The following is a 19,592-nucleotide window of genomic DNA, read 5'->3' as shown; positions in this document are numbered from 1 at the left end:
GAACAATGAGACGATGGGTTCATGCGCTCGTTCGAGGACCTCGTAGCCGAAGCCCAGGCCGCCGATATCACGGGCTGGGGATTGGACTGGCTCGAGGGACGGGCCAGTGAGGAACGTCCGCCGTGGGGATTCGCGCAGCTGCTGGCCCAACGCCTGTCGACCGTCCAAGCGGCGCTCGACATCGACACCGGCGGCGGTGAGGTCATCGACGAGGCGCCTGTTCTGCCGCCGCGGATGGCCGCGACCGAGTCCCACCCGCCCAACCTCCTCCGCGCGCGTCAGCGATTAGGGCCGCGTGGCGTCGATGTGGCCGAGGCGACCGCGGAACGCCTGCCCTTCGCCAACGGCAGCTTCGAACTCGTCAGCGCCCGCCATCCGGTTCGCCCGAATTGGCCTGAGATCTCCCGCGTCCTCGTTCCCGACGGTCTCTACCTCGCCCAGCATGTCGGTCCGGCATCGGCGTTCGAGCTCATCGAGGTCTTCCTCGGTCCCCTGCCGGAGAACCGTCGGGCGCGTCATCCGGACACGGAGGCCCAGGACGCCGAGGCGGCCGGGCTGAGGGTCGAAACGTTGCGCACCGCGCGCTGCCGCATGGAGTTCCGCGACATCGGCGCCATCGTCTGGATCCTCCGCAAGTGCCCGTGGTGGGTACCCGGGTTCACCGTCGACGCCTACCTCCCACAGCTGCGGAAGCTCGACCAAAATCTACGCAGGGGCGAGCCCTTCATCGCCCACTCCGCACGGCACCTCATCGCGGCCCGAAAGAACGGCTAACGGCCCAGAAGATCTGCTAGCGGCCCGAAAGAACGCCTAGCGCCCCATCCCTGCGGCTTCGACCGCGCTGCGCACGATCTCGTCGAGGTCGTATTCGGCCTTCCAGCTCAGCAATGCACCGATGCGGGAGACGTCGGCGACCAGGGCCGGGGGGTCACCGGCACGACGCTCGCCAATTTCGGGGACGATGTCACGGCCGGTCGCCTCGGCGATGGCGTCGATGACTTCCTTCACGGATGCTCCGGTGCCGGTACCCACGTTGAACACGGTCTCGGTGGTGCCGCCGGCCTTCATGTAATCGAGCGCGGAGATGTGCGCTTCGGCAAGGTCTTTGACGTGGACGTAGTCGCGGATGCAGGTGCCGTCGGGGGTGTCGTAGTCGTCGCCGAAGACGATGGGGGCCTTGCCGGCCGCAAGACGGCCGAGGACGATCGGGATGAGGTTCATGACCGCGGTGTCGGCGAGTTCGGGCCAGCCGGCTCCGGCGACGTTGAAGTACCGCAGCTTCACGGCATTGAAGGTGGTTCCGCGCATCTTCGCCGAGGTGATCGCATTGTCGATCATCCATTCGCCGATGAGTTTTGTCTGGCCGTAGGGGTTGATCGGGCGGCAGTCGAGGTCTTCGGGAACCATGTCGACGTCGGGCATGCCGTAGGTCGCGGCCGAGGAGGAGAAGACAAGGGAGGCGATGCCGGTGCGCTCGACGGCGGCGAGGATGTTCGTCAATCCGCCGATGTTCTGGCGGTAGTACATGACCGGTTCCTCGACGGACTCGCCGACCTGCTTCTTCGCGGCGAAGTGGATGATCGAGTCGACCGAGTGCTCCTCGATCGCGGCGACGAGGCGGTCTTCAGCGTCGGCGGCGGCGAGGTCGAGGTTGAGGACCGGCAGGCCTTCGACCCGGGACGCGATCCCGGTGGAGAAGTCGTCGACGACGAGCACCTCGTCGCCGCGTTCGGACAGCAGCCGCACCACGTGTGAGCCGATGTAGCCCGCTCCCCCGGTCACAAGTACTGACATGCGCAGATCTCTCCTTCTCCATCATGGATATCCCGCCATTATGGGCAGCGTCCACCTCAACAATAGGTGGTGGGGCTGCGCTTATACGACTCGCTGTACACCGAACCAAGGCCGCGCCCCGGAGCGCAGAGCTGTTGAGCTCAGCGTCGTCGGACCGGCGAAGGTATCAACGAGAACGCCGGTCCTTCCATCGTCCGGGCGTAGATGCACGGGTGGAGCAGGTGGCCAGACTCACGGTTTCGACGCTTCTGCACGCGCCGAAACCCTCGATTTCTCATCGCTTTTGTCGGCATTTCTTCATATGACGCCAGCAGTTGTGATCGTTTCAGGATCATTTCGTTTCCTTCTAAGGATCGCAGGGCACGGAGAATCGGCCAGCGTCGAGAAGCACGTACCTCACCGGGGCAGCAGTTCGGCCGAGCCTCGGACCCCCGGTTTGAGGCCACTCACCTGCGGGTTCTTCTTGCGCGCCAACGTGTACCGCGCGCCTGGGGGAACTCTCACCAGGGCATCAAGCGGCCACCACGGATACCTCCAACCTCCTCGCACGTACTCCACGTTGTCGTGCAAACCCAACCTACCATTGCGTAACTATAACGAGAGTATAACTTTGTGAGTTATTCATACGTTACTTTTTCATGACTCCGTAGTGTTGTGACTGTTCTGTCAGGAGACTGCCCGTCTCCACTCAGGCTGCGGTCTGCGAACACGCAAGAATCAATCGATGTGGGGGACCATGAAGAAGTTAAAGGGCCGGCCCGGTACCGGCCGGAGAATCGCGGTTGGCACGGTCGCCGCAGCTACGGCAGTGGGGCTGACCCTGCTGACGACATCACCGAGTACCGCCGATGAAGTCAATCCTGAAGAGGACTCGGAAGCTCTCGGTCAGTTGATCGCCGCCGACCTGCTCAGCGCTGACGCTGTCGACGCGCTGTCGGCCTACAGCAGCTCACCGTCCAATGCGACAGCCGACACAACCCCGCTGAACCTCGAAGTGCTTCGGTCACTGGGAATCGAAGTTCCCGGCCTTTCACTCCCGCTCATCAGCGACGAGGGGGGCGACGGTCTGCTCGAGCTCGGCAATGTAGGAGCGCTCAACGCCTACGGCAACGCGCCGTCTGCTGACAGCGCCAAGGCCAGTGCTGGAGCAGTCGGTTCGGATGGCGCTCTGAATATCGATGACATCAACAACGGTGATTTCGGCAATGCGAAGGTCGATCTCACCTCGGTGCTCGGTCAGTTGGGCCTCGACGGAGTCACCGACGAGATCGTCGATGAGCTCAGCCTCGAGCTCGGAGCGATTGCCTCGACTGCTGACAGCGACGGCACCACCTATGATTCGCAGTACGTTGTCGCAGACGGAATCCTCACCGTTTCGAGCCCGGCCGTCGGCGACATCTCCGACCTGCTCGATGATCTGGTCGACGGTACCGGGGCGACGCTCGAAGAAGTCATCGGTGACGAGGGTCTTGTCGGCGAGCTCGCAAAAGTCGGTGTCAACGATCTCAACGTGCTGGGGCTCGCCGAGCTCAACGTGGGCGGAGACGACACCACAGTAAGCGTCCAAGTGCGGGATGCACTGAACAGCGTCGTCGAGAACATCATTAATGAGAAGCTCGAAGACCAATCCGGAATCGTGTCCATCGACCTCGCCGAAGGCGACACCAAGATCGACCTCGCGAAGATCGTCGAGGGCGGCAACGGCGAAGATCTCAATGGCCTCGACCCGAACACCGAGGTACTGACCTCTGCGACGATTTCGAAGATCACCACGGCCGTTTCCGATGCCTTGGGCGAACTCACCGGCAAAGTGACGGAGACGCTCACCGACGCCCTCAACGATGTGCACCTCATCATCGAACTGCCGGCGTCAATTGAGCTTCTGTCCGGGTTGATCCCTGGAGTCGATGGAAAGATCACCGTCGATGCAACCTTGGGTCAACTCGCCGGCACCGATACATCAAAGCCGACCATCACAACGGACCTCTCTATTCTGGGGGTGAACGCGGGCGCAATCATCAACGCTGTGACTGACCCACTTGTCACTTCACTCCTCTCCGTCACCAAGCCCATCATCGGCGGGATCCTCACTGCAACCGTCGACGAGCTCTCCGGTGCCGTCACCGGCATTATCGATCCGGTGCTCGAGTCCCTCGATCCGGTGTTCAACGCTCTCAACCAGGTCGTTGATCTCACGATCAACGAGCAGTCCCCGAATCCGTCTGCCGCAGGGGCACGTTCGTCACTCGATGACAGCTTAGTCGACGGCAACAACGGTTCCGGCTTCACCGTCAATGCAGTGAGCCTGGAACTGCTGCCCGGAGCGAACGCGGTCGACATCAACCTCGCCTCTTCTTCGGTCCGCGCGACCGCGGAGGAAGAGCCCGGCGATGAGGATGCCAACGCCAACGCAGCTGCCGCGGCTGCCGCCTCGGCCGATGCCGATGGCGACAACAACCCTGCCGCACAGGCCGCGTCCGAAGCCGCCGCAAACGACGATGCCACCAGCACCGCTTCCGCCGCCGCGGACGAGAATGCCGAAGCAGCAGCCGAGGCTGCAGCCACCGAGGATGCTTCCTCGGAGGCGTCAACCGATGCGACTACCGACGAGAACGCTTCGTCGACGGCAGCATCGCAGGCAGCCGCGAATGCGGACAACACGGATGACACCAACGCTGAAGCCTCCGCCGCGGCCGATGCCAACCCGGCAGCAGCCGCATCCGTAGCCTCGAACGCTGATTCCTCGGCCACCGCCTCGGAGAACGCCGCTGCAGATGCAGATGCAGACCCGGACGCAGCAGCCGATCCAGACGCGGCAGCTGATCCAGACGCTGCAGCCGCCGATGACGCGGATGCGAACGTCAACGCTGCGGCTTCGGCATCGGCATCGGCGAATGCTGACGATGACGGCAATCCCGCCGCGCAGGCAGCCGCTCAGGCAGCCGCTGACGAAGATGCCAACAACACGGCATCGGCAGCAGCGGATGAGAATGCCGAAGCAGCAGCCGAATCCGCCGCGAATGAAGAGGCCTCCTCGGAGACCTCGGCAGACGCCACGGATGAGACCAACGCCTCGGCACAGCAGGCAGCCAACGCCGCCGCCAACGCCGACAACACGGACTCGACGAACGCTGACGCCACAGCAGCGGCCGATGCCGATCCGGCCGCCGCCGCAAGTTCGGCAGCAACCGCAGACTCGTCCAGCGAAGCCTCGGCCTCGGCCGCTGCTGATGCCGACGATTCCACGGTCGCAGACGCCAGCAACGAGACGACCGCTGATGCGAACGCCTCGGCCTCCGCATCAGCCTCGGCCAACGCTGACAATAACGACAACGCCGTTGCACAGGCAGCCGCTCAGGCAGCAGCCGATGAAGATGCCAACACCACGGCATCGGCAGCAGCGGATGAGAATGCTGAAGCAGCAGCCGAATCCGCCGCGAATGAAGAGGCCTCCTCTGAGGCTTCGACGGACGCCACGGATGAGACCAACGCCTCGGCACAGGCCGCAGCGACGGCAACTGCCGACAACAACGATCAGGATTCTGCCAATGCTGACACGTCAGCCGCAGCAGATGCTGATCCGGCGGCCGCAACCTCGGCAGCAGCGAACGCTGACTCCTCTTCGGAAGCGTCAGCAGCCGCAGCCGCCGACGCTGATGGCACAGACGACTCCGCCGCCAATGAGAATGCCAACGCGGCAGCCTCTGCGTCAGCCTCGGCCACGGCCGATGCTGACGACGATGGCAATCCCGCCGCGCAGGCAGCCGCTCAGGCAGCCGCTGACGAAGATGCCAACAACACGGCATCGGCAGCAGCGGATGAGAACGCCGAAGCAGCAGCCGAATCCGCCGCGAATGAAGAGGCCTCCTCGGAGACTTCGGCAGACGCCACGGATGAGACCAACGCCTCGGCACAGCAGGCAGCCAACGCCGCCGCTAACGCCGACAATACGGATGCCGCTAACGCCCAGGCATCGGCAGCAGCCAATGCCGATGCAGGTGCCGCGGCATCGGCAGCGTCGACGGCTGATTCCTCTTCGGAAGCGTCCGCCACGGCAGCTGCCGACGGTGCTGAAGCAGATGCGGCCGTTGAAGGCGGGCAGGCGAATGCCTCGGCCGACGGTGACGAGGCCAACGCTTCCTCGGCCGGCGACGCGGACCAGGCCTCCGCGGACTCGGACCAGGCAGCTTCGGCCAATGCCGGTTCCTCTTCGGACAGCGGTTCGACGGCCAACGCCGGAAGCTCGGCCAACGCCTCAGCCGGTTCGGACGCTTCGGCCGGGTCGAGCACGAATGCCTCGGGCAGCAGCAATGGCGGAGACCTGCCACGGACGGGTGCTGACGGTGTCCCGGCCATGGCCGGTTTCGCCGCCTTGCTCATCGTCGGAGGTGCGGCCGCGGTGTGGGCGACTCGACGCTACCGCGCAGGCAAGCACTGAGGCCAACTCAGCTCAGCCTGCTGAGCTGAACGCCTGAACGGCGGGGTCGGGGCGAAAGCTCCGGCCCCGCCGTTCTGGGTTCCACCGCCACCGAACCCACACCCTCAAAGCCCCCGTCCGGCCTCCCATGGTTCGTCGGAGGCACCGGTGATCAGCGCATTGACCGACATCGCCTGAGCGTCGGTGAAGGAGGAGACATAGTCGACGACGGCACGTGCCCGTCCGAGCCTGACGATATCCCCGGGCCCCTGGTCGCCGAGGCTCTCCAGGCCCTGGTCGTAGAGCTCCTGATATTCCTGAGTCGCCGCCTCCACGGAGTCGAGCAGTCGACGGGGAATCCTCGTCGCCTCCTCCGGATCGCACAGCCAATCATGAAAGCCTTCCGCGAGTGAGGCGATGATCCGTGTCTGCCCGCGCTGGTAGACAGCCAGATCTGAACGTTCGAGGACGAAGCGCGAATGGACGAATTTGAGCACAACCACGTCATGCCAGGTATCGGCGCGCAGACGCACGTGACCACTGCGCACATGGGGCGAAGCATCGACGACGATCGAGGCCTTGAGCCGGTCGATCCAGCGCCTGGTGAACGCGGTGACCGCACGGTCGGCCTCCACTCCCCCGTCATAGGGAACGGCCAGCAGACCCTCCACGAGATCCCGGTTCACCCGCTCCACGGATTCCCGGAACGCATCCTCATCGGCGATCCACGGATCCTTCTCCTGAATGTGACGCCACATCGTCTCAAGCGCGTGACCGGGCCTCTGCCGATCCAACTCCGCATCGTGCAGCGCGCCCAGCCGTCGGGTATCGCTCAGCCACCGCCCCATCTCCGCGGACACACTCGTGTACTGGAGGACATTCGACCGGTAGAAATCGTCGAGATCGTGCACGGCATAGGCGATGTCATCGGCGACATCCATCACCGCGCACTCAAGCGTCTGCTGATTCGCCCCGATCGCCGGGAACGACGACAGCGCCTCGTGCATCTCGGCCACCTCGGTCGAATAGGCGGAGAACTTCATCGCGCCTTCCGCGACCTCGTCACCGACCCCGCGCGGCATCTGCGCAGCCTCGAGCCGCCGCTGCTCCGTCCAATCGCTGCGTGCCCACGGGTACTTGAGCACCGCAGCCCGCACCGCACGCGTGAGATTGAGCCCCCGCGCGGTGGCATCGCAGCTGTCCAGAGCCGTGAGGATCCGGAAGGTCTGCGCATTGCCCTCGAAACCGTCGCTGAGGTTGAGCGAGGTGCGTGCGACCCGATCGAGCTCCTTCTCGCCGAGGTGGCCGAAGGGAGGGTGCCCGAGATCGTGGGCTGCGGCGGCAGCTTGAACCACGACGGGATCGCAGCCGCCGAGCTCGGTGAGCAGAGCCCGTGTCCGTTCGTCGGCATTGTTCAGGGTGATGGCGATCGATCGCGCGACTGCGGAGACCTTGAGCGAGTGGGTCAGCCGGTTGTGGATGACCGTCCCGGAGCCGGCCTGCGGAATGACCTGAGTGACCGCGGCGAGTCGGGAGAAGAATGGAGAGAAGCGGATCCGTTCGATATCGACGCGGAACTCGTCCTCTCCGGGTGGGTCCACCTCGGCGACATTGCGGATGCGGCCCCCGGTCGTATGAAATCTCAGTCGCTCCATCCCTTCAGCCTACCGACCCGCGCCACCCTTGAGACTCACAGCACAGTGGCGTACCGTCGAAGACATCACAGGAGGTGAGTCCCATGACTGGAGTCAACGAAGATTTCTATCAGCCCTCAACCCACCCGGGCGACATCATCGAGGTCAAGGATGAGGAGACGGGCGAGGTGACCAAGCAGAGGATCATCCTCGACGAGTTCGGCAACGGCACAAAGACCCGCCCGCTGACCGAAGACGAGGAGAAGGAACTCGAGGAGCAGCCCTAGAGTCCACCCGGCATCTCGGTACGTCTCCGCGAACCGCTAACCATTCACCACGAGGCGCGGGCGGTCTCCGTGATGCCCTCGACCTCGGTGAAACCCGCATCCATCACGTTCACGGGCTGTCCACCTGCCGCCCATGATTTCTTCGTCGCGGTGACCACGCGCAGCGCGAACCCCGATTCGCGCCAACGATCGCGCACCTCGGCGGGCATCTGCTCATAGGCCAGCTGCGCGGCATGCCCGGCCTGCGCCGCGGCCTTCCCTGTCGTCAGTGTCACCAGGGGTGACATCTCGATGAGCACGACCGCCTCGGCGACGGGAACCGAGGAAAGCCCCTCATCGGGGAACTCGGTCCCGCCCACCTGAAGCTTCTTCAGCTCTCTGGGCAGGGGCTCGACGGGACCGGGCGGGAACACGGAGGCTTCGGCCGGGGCGTACTCCTCGGTGCCGCCGTGCGTGATCGTCACACAGCCCAGCGCTCGCGCATCCTCGAGCTTCTGGCCGTCGCCTCGACGCACGACCTTGCGGATGGCTGCGTCGCGCCAATAGGCGACGGCGTCGTACCACTCTCCTCCGGGCTGACTGCGCGGATCATCGAGGAAGGCGACCACACCACGTGCAGTCGCCTCGAGCACATCGACGTGACGAGTGACACTCGTCTTCGAACGGCGCACCACGATCGGCAGCGACCAGGGCACGTCGTGGTCGGACTCGTGTCTGCGCATCTGTTCGCTCATCGGTCCATCTTAGGCCGACGTCCGGGCTCAGCGCCCTTCTCCTCGTGTGGGTCGGGCGCAGAGGCAGACAGTGCGTGTGGAAGAGTGAGGACGAGGCAATGACCATGCCACCCTGAATCGCGGAGGAAAGAATGAGCACTCCAAACACACCCGCCGAGAACGCGCTGACAGGGATTCCACCCGGCATTCTCGCGGCGATGGGCCAACAGATGCAGGCCGTCCTCGCCGTCCAGGCTGCCCGCGCCGCCGAGTGCGCTCAGGCCGGTGATGACGCTGCCGCTCAGATCGACGACGCCGGGACAGCTCGGTTCGCCGCGATGCGCGCGGAATACCGTGCGGAGCGCTCCTATTGGAACGAAGGTGGGCCGACGATGGTGCTCACCGTCGACGAGGTGGTCGACACTGCTGCCGGTCACGTGCCCATCCGCATCCACCGACCGAGCGAGGCAGAGGTGCTGCCCGGCATCGTCTTCCTCCACGGCGGCGGGTTCACTGTCGGTGACCTCGACACGCACGACCGGATCATGCGGGTCATCGCCGCCACCAGCGGGGCCGCGGTGATCGGCGTCGACTACTCCCTCTCCCCCGAGGTCAAATTCCCTCACGCCCTCCACCAGACGGCCGGGGTCATCGATCTCTTCGCTCGAATCGGCGAACGCTTCGGCATCGACGGCACTCGGTTGGCCGTCGGCGGGGATTCGGCCGGCGCGATGCTCACACTTGGCGCCGCACTGCTGCTGCGCGACGATCCGGCCTCCGTCGATGCCTCCCCGCTCACATTCGAGGCGTTGCGTGCTCTGCTGCTCTTCTACGGCGGTCACGGGCTCATCGACTCCGGGAGTCGGCGACTCTATGGCGGCGCGTGGGACGGAATGGGCGCCGATGACCTCGGTTCGATCGTCGATGACTACTTCCTCAACCCCGGGGATGAGACGACGCCGTATGTCGACCACCTCCGTGCCGAGCTTGCGGGACTGCCTCCGGTGTTCCTCGCCGCGGCGGGTCTCGATCCGCTCCACGACGACAGTCAGGCGCTGCACGTGCTCTTGCAGCGGGCCGGAGTCCCAGTCGAGTACGTCGATTATCCGGGCGTCCTCCACTCGTTTCTCCATTTCGGGCGGATCCTCGACGAGGCCGGCGACGTCCTCGGCCGCAGTGCCGCCTTCGCTGCGTCCCGGCTCAGTTGAGCCGCCGAGCTGGAGCGAACCGTCCCGGCTGGGGTGAGTCGGCCCGGCTTCAGCGAGCGTTGGAGCCGGGGAAACTCACTGTGACCCGACCGTGTAGTGCTTCGCCGCCCGGATCATCGAGTTGAGGGAGGCGATGACCGGCACAGAGAAGAATGCGCCGGCGACACCGGCGACGGCGGCTCCCGCGGTCACGCCGAGGACGACCGCGAGGGGATGGACCTTGACCGTGGGACCGGTCAGCCAGGGGTGCAGGACGTGACTTTCGAGCTGCTGGACAACAATGACGATGCCGAGCATGATGAGCCCGTGCACCCAGCCGTTGAACAGCAGCGCCAGTCCCACCGCCACGGCCCCGCCGATGATCGCGCCGATAAAGGGCACGAATGCGCCGAGGAAGACGACCGTGGCGATCGGCACGGCCAGTGGCACACCGAGGATGAGCGCTCCGAGCCCGATGCCTAGGGCGTCGGTGGCGGCGACGACGAGCTGGATACGGATGAAGTTCGACAGGGTCTTCCACCCAGCCTCCCCGGCCGCAGCGATCCGCGCATGCGCCCGCTTCGGCCAGATGCGGACCACCCACGTCCAGATGCCACGGCCGTCGATGAGCGCGAAGAGGGTGACGAAGAGAATGATGATGATGCCTTCGACAACATGCGCGGCAGTCGTTCCCACCTCGGCGGCTCCCGATCCGAGACCCGCGGCATGGTCCTGAAGCCACGTCCCCGAGGTGGCGACGACATCGTTGAGTTTCGACTCGGTAAGCCCGAAGGGCTGGGTTTCCAAGAACTGCTTCGCCGCGTCGAGCGAGGTGCCGACCTGCTCCCGGATCGAGGGGATCTCGTTCCTCACCTGGACGGTGATGAGGACAATGAGGCCGGCGAGGAGTCCGAGCACGACAACCCACACGCTGACAACGGCCAGCCATTTCGGCCACCGGTGCCGCTGGAGGAACGAGGAGAGAGGCACGAGGAGCGCTGAGAGGACGAGACCGGCGAGGAATGGAATGACGATCTCCGCGACTTGGAGCGCGATGAAGATCGCGACCGTGATGCCCGCGATGATCACGAGCAGGTATCCGGTGAAGCGGGCACCGAGCTTGAGCCCCTCGGGGATGGGATCGTCGCGCTTGTCCGTCGCGTTCGGCACACCGTCTGTCATTCCCCCACATTAGCGCCGCGCGGCCCGTGATGGGTGGGGAGATTGACGAAACCTCCGGGCGCTCCCGCAGTCCCTGACCGTCATCCCGAGACCCCGATGCGGGAAACGATGCGCCGCAGAGGTATGCTGGTATCACTTGCGAATCCGTTTTCGGATTCCCTGCGTCGTCAGGACGCCTCGTCTCTGCAGCCGGTCGAATTGCCGGTGCATGATTCCGAAGCCGTTTTCTCTCGGCGAATGATCAGGCCGATCGACCTGATCGAACCACGCCCGGCAGCGGCCCCGTCACACTTCAGTGACATCGGTGCGCCCTCCGGCACGTCGAAGGGCCTCACACCAGTGACCTCTCAGAACACCAGTACACGCTCTACCGCCCAGACCAGCTTCGCGGACCTCGGGGTGCCGGTCGCGCTAGTCGAAAATCTCCGCGCGGAGGGCAAGACCAGCGCCTTCCCCATACAGCAGGACACCCTTCCGGACACGCTCGCCGGTCGCGACGTGCTCGGCCGGGGGAAGACCGGTTCCGGCAAGACCCTTGCCTTCTCCATTCCGATGGTCGCGCGCCTGGCCGAATCCCAGACCTCGGGGGCTCGACGCAACCGCGTACCGCGCGGCCTCGTCCTCGCCCCCACCCGTGAGCTCGCCACCCAGATCACGAGCGTCCTCGATCCGCTGGCGCAGGCCTGCGGCATGCGGACGACCACGATCTTCGGCGGCGTCAACCAGAAGCGCCAGGAGGCAGCTCTCAACGCCGGTGTCGACATCGTCGTCGCCTGCCCCGGGCGCCTTGAAGATCTACTCCAGCAGGGCGTTCTCTCCCTCGACCAGATCGAGGTCACCGTTCTCGACGAGGCAGATCACATGGCCGATCTGGGCTTCCTTCCCGGGGTCACCCGCATCCTGTCGAAGACCCCGACCGACGGTCAGCGGATGTTCTTCTCCGCGACCCTGGACAACGGCGTAGATAAGTTGGTGCGCAAATTCCTCCACAACGAAGTGCTCCACTCCGTCGACGATCCCAACTCGCATGTCTCGGCGATGACGCACCACCTCTTCGAGGTTGCCGATGACGACAAGAACGAACTCGTTCACCGTCTGGCATCGGGCACCGGTCGCCGCATCCTCTTCACCCGCACCAAGCACCGCGCGAAGCGCTTCGCCCGCCAGCTCACCGCACAGGGCATCCCGGCCGTCGACCTGCAGGGCAACCTCTCGCAGGGCGCCCGCGACCGCAACCTCGCAGCCTTCAGCAACGGTGACGTGCGCGTACTCGTCGCCACCGACGTCGCCGCCCGCGGAGTGCACGTCGATTCGGTCGAACTCGTCGCCCACGTCGATCCGCCGACCGAGCACAAGGCCTACCTGCACCGCTCGGGCCGCACGGCACGCGCCGGCAGCGCCGGCGATGTCGTGACAATCATGCAGGCCGATCAGCGCAAGGACACCCTGGCGCTGCTGCGCAAGGCAGCCATCAAGGTCAAGCCGCAGAAGGTCAACGCGGAGTCTCCGGAGGTCGCCGAGCTGGTGGGCGAGATCGCCCCCTTCGTCGAGCCCGCACCCAAGGAGACCCCGGAGCAGCAGCAGTCCGAAGGCCAAGGTCGGAAGCGCTCACCGAGGCGTCGCCGAGGCGGCAGCGGCGGTCGCGGCGGCGAGAATGCTGCCGGCGGTCGCAGTTCCGAAGGCGGTAACGGCGGTCAGCGTGACCACGGCGGTCAGCGTGGACAGGGCGGCGGAGCCGGCCGCAGCACCGGCGGCGCTCGGACCGAAAACGGTCGAGGCCAGTCCAATGGTCGCTCCGGTCAGTCACGTCATCGCAGCGCCGGCAGTTCTCGGGATGGTCGCGGCCAGGGCGGTCGCCGGTCCGAGGGCACTCGCGGCGGCGCCGGCAACCGTCGGACCGCGGAATCTCGTGGCACCAGCCCAGAGACCCGCAGGCGCAATCGCTCCCGCGGCAGCGCAGGTGGCTCGCAGACGGTCTACTCGACCAGCAGCTGAGGACAGGCTTCCGCTCCTCGGCAGCTTGAACTCGATTCCGCACTTATCAATACCGCGAAGGCCGTGACCCACATATGGTCACGGCCTTCGCGGCGTTCGGATACGGCATCACCGTTTATCTCAAGGCAGGCTCAGATTTCCCACGTCATGTGCAATCACGCCCCACTTTGCTGATGAGAGCCCACCCGCGAACCTTCAGAACTTCGGGACATCGGCGATGAGCGACCTCGTGTACTCGTGGCTCGGGTTTTCCAGCACAGAGGAGGTCGGCCCGTAGTCAACGATCGTGCCCTTGTTGAGCACGGCGAGGTTGTCGGCGATGTGCCGGGAGAGCGCGATGTTGTGGGTGACGAAGAGCATCGCCAGCTGCCGCTCCTCACGCAGGCTCCGCAGCAGAGCGACGATCGAGGCCTGCACGCTGACGTCGAGCGCCGAGGTGATCTCATCGCAGACCATCACCGACGGTGCGTTGACCAGTGCCCTGGCGATCGCGGCCCTCTGCCGCTCACCACCGGAGAGATCCCCGGGGCGCCGATGGTAGAACGAGCGGCCCAGCCGCACCGAATCGAGCGCCTCTTCGACCGTGGCCTTCCTGCTCGCGACCGTGCCTTCGCCGCTCATCTCTAGCGGCACGCTCAGCGACTGCCCGATCGAGCGTCGCGGGTTAAGCGAGGAGAACGGAGACTGGAACACGTACTGGATGCCCACGCGCTGAGCATTCGTCCGCTTCCTCGTCGAGCGCGCCAGTTCGGTTCCGCGCAGCCGCACCGACCCCGAATAGTCATCGTTGAGCCCGGCCACACACTGCGAGAGCGTGGTCTTGCCCGACCCCGATTCGCCGAGCAGCATCGTGCACTCCCCCGGCTCCAGCGCCAGGTTGATCCCGTTGAGGATCTGTGCCTTCCCGTAGGCGAGTTCCAGGTCCCTGACCTCAAGCAGTGCCGCATCCGCCGAGGTGGCTGTCCGGTCCTCGGCCTTCGCCGAGGTAGCTGCCCCCGACGTTTCCCCCGCCGAGACGAGGATATGCGTCGGCGCGCCCTTCGCGCCCGCCCCAGCATCCGCTTCCCGCTCGACGTCCTCGAGAGACGCCGCCCCATCGCCGATGGTCTTCCGGCCCGCCAGATCGGGCACGGCGGCCATGAGCATCTTCGTGTATTCGTGCTGCGGGCGTTCGAGGACCGCGGACACCGGTCCCTCCTCGACGAGGTCGCCGCGCAACATCACTGCTACTCGATCCGAGATGTCCTTGATCACCGCAAGGTCGTGGGTGATGTAGAGCCCGGCGACGTTGTTCGCCACGGTCATCTGCCGGATCGTGTCGAGGACGACCGCCTGGGTGGAGACATCGAGGCCGGTCGTGGGTTCGTCGAGGATGAGCACATCGGGGAACATGGCGAAGGCCATGGCGATGCCGATGCGCTGCTGCTGACCGCCGGAGAGCTGGTGCGGCCAGCGCTTCTGATAGGCCCGATCCCCGGGCAGACCGACGTCGACGAGGACCGCGGCGACGCGCTCGGCTCGCTCACGCTCGGAGGAACCGAAGCCGTGGATGTCGAGGACCTCGCGGATCTGCTCGCCGACCCGCATCGCGGGGTTGAGCGAGAGCGCAGGGTCCTGGGGGATGTAGGCGATCCGGGAGCCGCGCAGAGAGCGCACAGCCGCCTCGTCGAGGTCGAGCACTTCGACAGCGGTTTCGTCCCCGCGCGGCCAGATGCTCACGGATCCGGAGCCGAACTTCAGCCCCTCCCGGAAATGGCCCATGCAGGCCAGCCCGGCGGTGGTCTTGCCAGACCCGGATTCGCCGACGAGCCCGAGGATCTCCCCGCGGGAGAGGGCGAAGTCGACGCCGTGGAGGATCTCGTCCCCGGCGTTCGTGACGATCCGCAGATCGGTGACCCGCAGGACGATCTTCTCGTTCGGTTCGTTCGCATCGTCGTGGCGGACAGTGTGGGTCTTCGTCGTGCTCATCATGCCTCCACGGACGTTGATGCGGTGGCTCGGGCGAAGGAGTCCGCGAGCAGGTTGGTGCCGATGGTCAGCAGTGCGATCGCGATGACCGGCAGCAGCACACCCCAGGGTTGGATGGACAGGGCGATGCGGTTCTCGTTGATCATCAGACCCCAGTCCGCGGCCGGCGGCTGCAGTCCGAGTCCGAGAAAGGACAGGGATGCGATGTAGCCGATCGAGTAGGTCAGCCGCAGCCCCGCCTCCACGCTCAGCGGCCCGGTGATATTGGGCAGGAGCTCACGGAAGAGGACCTTCCAGCGCGGCATCGCGTACATCTCCGCCGCACGGATGTAGTCCTCCGTGACGACGCCGAGGGTGGCCGAGCGGGCCACACGGGCGATGCGGGGTGCGTGAGTGAGTCCGATGACGGTCACGAGCACCCAGCCCTGCGGACCGAGCACGGTGATCGCCAGGAGGGCAAACACGAGCTGCGGGATCGCGAGGAAGACATCGTTGATGCGCATGATGACGGCATCGAAGCGTCCGCCCACGTAGGCGGCAAGCATACCGACGATCGCACCGACGATCATGCCCAGGGCCGTGGCGATCACAGCGTAGACGATGAGGGTGAGCCCCCCGGCGATGAAGCGGGAGAGCACATCCCGGCCGAGGTTGTCGGAGCCAAAGAGCCCGTACGGGCTGAAGGGCTTCGCCACGAATTCCGTGGCCGTGTTCCCCGTCGCCCAGGGCAGCAGCAGCGGCCCGCAGAGGGCGAGGATGACGATGACGAGGGTGAGGACGAGACCGATCTTGCCCTGCTTCTGCGCAAGCACGCGTTTGAAGAAGGGCGTGTAGGTCGTCTGCGATTCCTTGGGCACCTCGGCGCCTTCGGCGACCTGCGATTTGAGGTCATCGAGGTTGTTCATGTCGGTGCTCATGCTGCGCTCCTCAGTTTAGGGTTGGTAAGGATGCCGACGACATCGGCCAACAGGTTCACTACGACGTAAACGGCGGCGACGAGCATGGAGATCGCCTGCACGACCTGCACGTCTCGGTAGGTGACCGCGTCGATGAGGGCTTGGCCGAGTCCGGGATAGCGGAACAGGAACTCGACGACGACCACGCCGCCGGCCAGCCACGCCAGCTGGATCGCGATGACCTGCGCCACGGGCCCCAGCGCGTGAGGCACGGCGTGGCGGAGGATGACGCGCTTCTCTGGGACTCCCTTGAGTCGGGCCATCTCGACATAGCCGGAGTCGAGGACCTCGATCATGGTCGCGCGCATCATTCGTACGATGTAGGGCGTGACGACGAGGACGAGGGTGACCGTGGGCAGGACGAGCTGCTCGGGTCGATGCCAGACCGGGTCGCCCGGCGGGGCCAGGGTCACGGCGGGCAGGATTTGGAACACCGAGGTGGCGAAGATCGCGATGAGCGCGATGCCGATGACGAACTCGGGCATGGCCGCGAGCACCAGGCTGGCCCCGGTCATCGCCTGATCTCGGCGCTTCCCCCGGTGCAGTGCCTGATAGACGCCGAGGCCGATGCCCAGAGGCACGGAGATGACTGCGGCGACGGCCATGAGGATGAAGGAGGCACCGATTCGCTCTCCCAGCAGGTCGGCAACGGGGCCGCCGCTGGCGGAGGAGGTGCCGAAGTCTCCGACGAAGAGTCCTCCCAGCCAGCTGAAGTAGCGCTGCCAGGCCGGCATGTTGAGGCCGAGCTGTTCGTTCAAGGCGGCGATGCGTTCCGGTGTGGCCTGCTGGCCGAGGATGGCGCGGGCTGCATCACCGGGCAGCAGCAGGGTCGCACCGAAGACGAGGAGGGAGACGGCGAGGAGGATGAAGGCGGAGAAGATCAGCCTGCGTCCGATGACTTTTCCGAACATGTCACACCTTTCCGATCCATACGCGGTCGAAACGCCAGCCCGACAGCGGGCGTCCTGTGGCATTGGGGACGAGTCCGCCGACGTACTTCTGGAAGGCGTCGACCTGGTTGGCGAATCCCCAGATGATGTAGCCGCCGGAGTCGTAGAGCATCTTCTGCGCCTCATGTTCGAGGTCACGCCGGGCCTTGGCATCGGTCATCGCTCGAGCCTTCTTCACAAGTTTCGTGAAATCCTCGTCGTCCCAATGGGTTTCGTTGAATGGCGATTCGTCGACCACGCAGGAGATGCATTGGGCCAGGAAGTCGCGCGTGTTCCAGAAGTCCTGGGCGAAGTCCCATTGCAGGTATTCGTCGCCGAAGAACGTCGTGGCGTCGACCTTGCGGATCGTCACCCGGATGCCCGCCTCGGCGGCCTGCTGCGCGAAGACCTGGGCGGATTCGACGACTCCGGACTGAATGGGCGCGGTGACCAGCTCGACGTCGAGACCATCGGGGTAGCCCGCCTCGGCGAGGAGCTGCTTAGCCTTGCCGACATCGCGGGTGCGCTGCGGGAAGTCGGGGTAATTCGGGTCCAGCGGGGCGAACATGTCGTTGCCCACCGTGCCGAATCCGGAGAGGACCTGTTCGATCATCTGCTCGCGGTCGACGACGAGACGGAAGGCCTGCCGGACCCTGACGTCGTCGAAGGGCTTCTTGTCCACGCGCATGGTGAAGGGCAGCCACATTCCGGTTTCGGAGTTGAGGATGCTCATCCGCTCGTCGGCGTCGATGACCTCGACGAGGGCCAGCGGGATCTGTGCGATCGCATCGACCTGCGTCGACAGGAGGGCATTGATGAGGGCGTCGGTGTCATTGAAGTTGAGGATCTCGACTTCGTCGAGGTAGTTGCCTTCGGTGCGCCAGTAGTAGTCGTTGCGCTTGATCACGGTCGACTGTCCGGGGGTGTGAGAGACGAGCGAGAACGGTCCTGAGCAGACCGGGTTCTCCGGGTCGTAGTCGACCGGGACGATGCCTGTGGTGTATTCGGAGACCGAGTCGTCGAGGATGCCGTTGGGTTCGCTGAGCCGGAATTCGATCGTGCGGTCGCCGGTGGCGACGACCTCGTCGAGCATGGTGAAGCTGGCCGCCGCGGTCTTCGGGTCGTCCGGGTCGTTGATCCGCTCAAAACTGAAGACGACGTCATCGGCAGTGATGTCTCGTCCGTCGGAGAATTTCACGCCTTCGCGCAGGGTTGCCGTCCACACGGTGGCGTCGTCGTTGCGTTCGAAGGACTCGGCGAGTTCGGGTTGGATCTTGTAGTCATCGGTGCGGGAGAGCAGGCAGTTGTAGAGATTGACGGTGCGGGCGATGTCGCCGCTGTTGACGGGGATGTGGGCATCGACGGTGTCGGCCGCATTGCCTCCGGTCACACCCACTCGCAAGGCACCGCCCTTGACCGGGTCGCCGGCGTCGGCGGTGCCCACGGTCTCGCCTCCGCATGCGGTCAGTCCGGCGAGCGCGGAGAGGGTGAGCCCGGCTCCCAGTGCCTGTCTTCGGTTCGGTGTGTTCATGTGCCTTCTTCCTGGGAGTGCGGTTTCGTCAGGACGTGTGCGGTGAGGTAGTCCTCGAGCATGGTCATGGCTTCGTCGTCGGTGACCGGCATCTGCGCGGTGCTGCGGGCCACGCCGAGGCCGTCGATGAAGATGCTCAGCGATTTGACGATGAGCGCGGTGTTGCCGGTGCGGATGGTGCCTTCGCGTTGGCCGGCGAGGATGACGCCGGTGATCATGTCGAGCCATTCGGTGTAGACAGCGGTGAGGTTGAGGCGGGTGTGCTCGTCAGAGGCCGCGGCTGACCAGCTCTGGATCCAGATCGACCACACGCGGCGGACGGTGTCATCGACGCCGGCGTGGACCTTGGCGAAGTGGCGCAGGGCGGCGACGGGGTCGGCGGGGTCGCGGAGCTCGCGGGTGCCGCCGATGATCTCGAGGGAGTAGCGCAGGGCCGCCTGCAGCAGCTGGGTCTTCGTCCGGAAGTGGTAGTTGATCGCCGAGGTGGTCATCCCGCAGGCGCGGGCGACGTCTTCGGTGCGGACCTTGTCGATGCCGCGGTCGGCGTAGAGCTCCCACGCCGCGGCGACGATCTTCCGCCGGTTGCGCGTGCCCTTTGACATCCAGGTCGAGTCGGGTTCGCTCCGGAGTCCGGGGTGTTCCTCGGCGGTGGTGACCGCGACGGTAACCCCGGGGACCTTCGCCTCGTGTGCCTGGTTCTCCTGGTGGAAGTCGGAGACGATCCGGCGCCGAGGCGGCTGCGCGGTTCGTCCGCTGGTGAGCCAGTCCGTGGTGACCTCGGTGAGTTCGGCGATGCGGGAGATCTCTTCGACCCGGAACTTCCTGGTCCCGGCGAGGGATTTCGAGAGTTTGCTCGGTTCGATGCCGATGCTGCGGGCGACTTCGCTGTGGTTGATGCCCGCTGTTCCGATGGCTCTGCGGACGCGAATGGCTAAGGACCTCTGCTTCTCGTCTGCACCCTCGTCCGCGTCGACCACCACTACAGTCTGCCCACTTGTT

The 19,592-nt window shown here is 65.4% G+C and carries 14 protein-coding genes; 5 read left to right on the top strand and 9 right to left on the bottom strand.

Going from position 1 to position 19,592, the window contains the following annotated elements; translation table 11 throughout:
- Positions 1 to 21 precede the first annotated feature (21 nt).
- Positions 22 to 774 (top strand): methyltransferase domain-containing protein, encoded by a 753-nt coding sequence (locus ACH82I_RS15290; protein WP_413333839.1) that lies wholly within the window; start codon positions 22 to 24, stop codon positions 772 to 774.
- A gap of 36 nt (positions 775 to 810) precedes the next feature.
- On the opposite strand, the gene galE is transcribed toward ACH82I_RS15290, so the two are convergent.
- A complete protein-coding gene (galE, locus tag ACH82I_RS15285; protein WP_413333837.1) occupies positions 811 to 1,794 on the bottom strand; it encodes a UDP-glucose 4-epimerase GalE in 984 nt (327 codons plus the stop codon).
- A gap of 736 nt (positions 1,795 to 2,530) precedes the next feature.
- Between galE and ACH82I_RS15280 the strand changes: the two genes are divergently transcribed.
- A complete protein-coding gene (locus ACH82I_RS15280; RefSeq protein ID WP_413333835.1) occupies positions 2,531 to 6,232 on the top strand; it encodes a choice-of-anchor G family protein in 3,702 nt (1,233 codons plus the stop codon).
- 104 nt (positions 6,233 to 6,336) lie between these two features.
- On the opposite strand, the gene ACH82I_RS15275 is transcribed toward ACH82I_RS15280, so the two are convergent.
- Positions 6,337 to 7,866, bottom strand: coding sequence for a deoxyguanosinetriphosphate triphosphohydrolase family protein (locus ACH82I_RS15275; RefSeq protein WP_413333834.1), 1,530 nt, complete (start codon positions 7,864 to 7,866; stop codon positions 6,337 to 6,339).
- A gap of 83 nt (positions 7,867 to 7,949) precedes the next feature.
- Here ACH82I_RS15275 and ACH82I_RS15270 point away from each other — a divergent pair, with 83 nt between their 5' ends.
- Positions 7,950 to 8,132: a hypothetical protein gene (locus ACH82I_RS15270; protein ID WP_230744721.1), complete on the top strand. Its 183-nt coding sequence runs from the start codon at positions 7,950 to 7,952 to the stop codon at positions 8,130 to 8,132.
- A gap of 44 nt (positions 8,133 to 8,176) precedes the next feature.
- Here ACH82I_RS15270 and ACH82I_RS15265 read toward each other — a convergent pair whose 3' ends face one another.
- Complete coding sequence (locus ACH82I_RS15265) at positions 8,177 to 8,866, bottom strand: peptidyl-tRNA hydrolase (protein ID WP_413333832.1); 690 nt, start codon at positions 8,864 to 8,866, stop codon at positions 8,177 to 8,179.
- A gap of 131 nt (positions 8,867 to 8,997) precedes the next feature.
- Between ACH82I_RS15265 and ACH82I_RS15260 the strand changes: the two genes are divergently transcribed.
- The gene (locus ACH82I_RS15260) at positions 8,998 to 10,053 is read left to right on the top strand and encodes an alpha/beta hydrolase fold domain-containing protein (RefSeq protein WP_413333830.1); all 1,056 of its coding nucleotides are present in this window, start codon (positions 8,998 to 9,000) and stop codon (positions 10,051 to 10,053) included.
- Positions 10,054 to 10,128: 75 nt separating this feature from the next.
- Here the strand turns inward: ACH82I_RS15260 and ACH82I_RS15255 are convergent, their stop codons facing one another.
- On the bottom strand, positions 10,129 to 11,214 hold the full coding sequence (locus ACH82I_RS15255; protein ID WP_230744718.1) for an AI-2E family transporter: 1,086 nt from the start codon (positions 11,212 to 11,214) through the stop codon (positions 10,129 to 10,131).
- Between the two features lie 339 nt (positions 11,215 to 11,553).
- Between ACH82I_RS15255 and ACH82I_RS15250 the strand changes: the two genes are divergently transcribed.
- Positions 11,554 to 13,209, top strand: coding sequence for a DEAD/DEAH box helicase (locus ACH82I_RS15250; protein WP_413333827.1), 1,656 nt, complete (start codon positions 11,554 to 11,556; stop codon positions 13,207 to 13,209).
- 195 nt (positions 13,210 to 13,404) lie between these two features.
- Here the strand turns inward: ACH82I_RS15250 and ACH82I_RS15245 are convergent, their stop codons facing one another.
- From ACH82I_RS15245 to ACH82I_RS15225, 5 genes are read right to left on the bottom strand one after another with little or no spacing between them, the layout of a single operon-like run.
- Positions 13,405 to 15,177, bottom strand: coding sequence for an ABC transporter ATP-binding protein (locus ACH82I_RS15245; protein ID WP_413333825.1), 1,773 nt, complete (start codon positions 15,175 to 15,177; stop codon positions 13,405 to 13,407).
- Positions 15,177 to 16,094 carry an ABC transporter permease gene (locus ACH82I_RS15240; RefSeq protein WP_230744715.1) on the bottom strand — a complete coding sequence of 306 codons (918 nt, stop codon included), beginning with the start codon at positions 16,092 to 16,094 and terminating at the stop codon, positions 15,177 to 15,179. The genes ACH82I_RS15245 and ACH82I_RS15240 overlap by 1 nt, the downstream gene beginning before the upstream one ends.
- Positions 16,091 to 17,044: an ABC transporter permease gene (locus ACH82I_RS15235; protein ID WP_413333823.1), complete on the bottom strand. Its 954-nt coding sequence runs from the start codon at positions 17,042 to 17,044 to the stop codon at positions 16,091 to 16,093. Before ACH82I_RS15235 ends, ACH82I_RS15240 begins: the two co-directional genes overlap by 4 nt.
- 1 nt (position 17,045) lies before the next feature.
- Entirely contained in the window at positions 17,046 to 18,593 is a 1,548-nt protein-coding gene (locus ACH82I_RS15230) for an ABC transporter substrate-binding protein (RefSeq protein ID WP_413333821.1), read from the bottom strand.
- Entirely contained in the window at positions 18,590 to 19,570 is a 981-nt protein-coding gene (locus ACH82I_RS15225; RefSeq protein ID WP_413333819.1) for a TetR family transcriptional regulator, read from the bottom strand. Before ACH82I_RS15225 ends, ACH82I_RS15230 begins: the two co-directional genes overlap by 4 nt.
- Positions 19,571 to 19,592 lie beyond the last annotated feature (22 nt).

Source organism: Brevibacterium sp. GP-SGM9 (assembly GCF_047300845.1).
In the GTDB taxonomy this organism is placed as follows: Bacteria; Actinomycetota; Actinomycetes; order Actinomycetales; family Brevibacteriaceae; genus Brevibacterium.
Note: the sequence above shows the minus strand (reverse complement) of the source record. Positions and strands in the feature narration are given on the sequence as shown.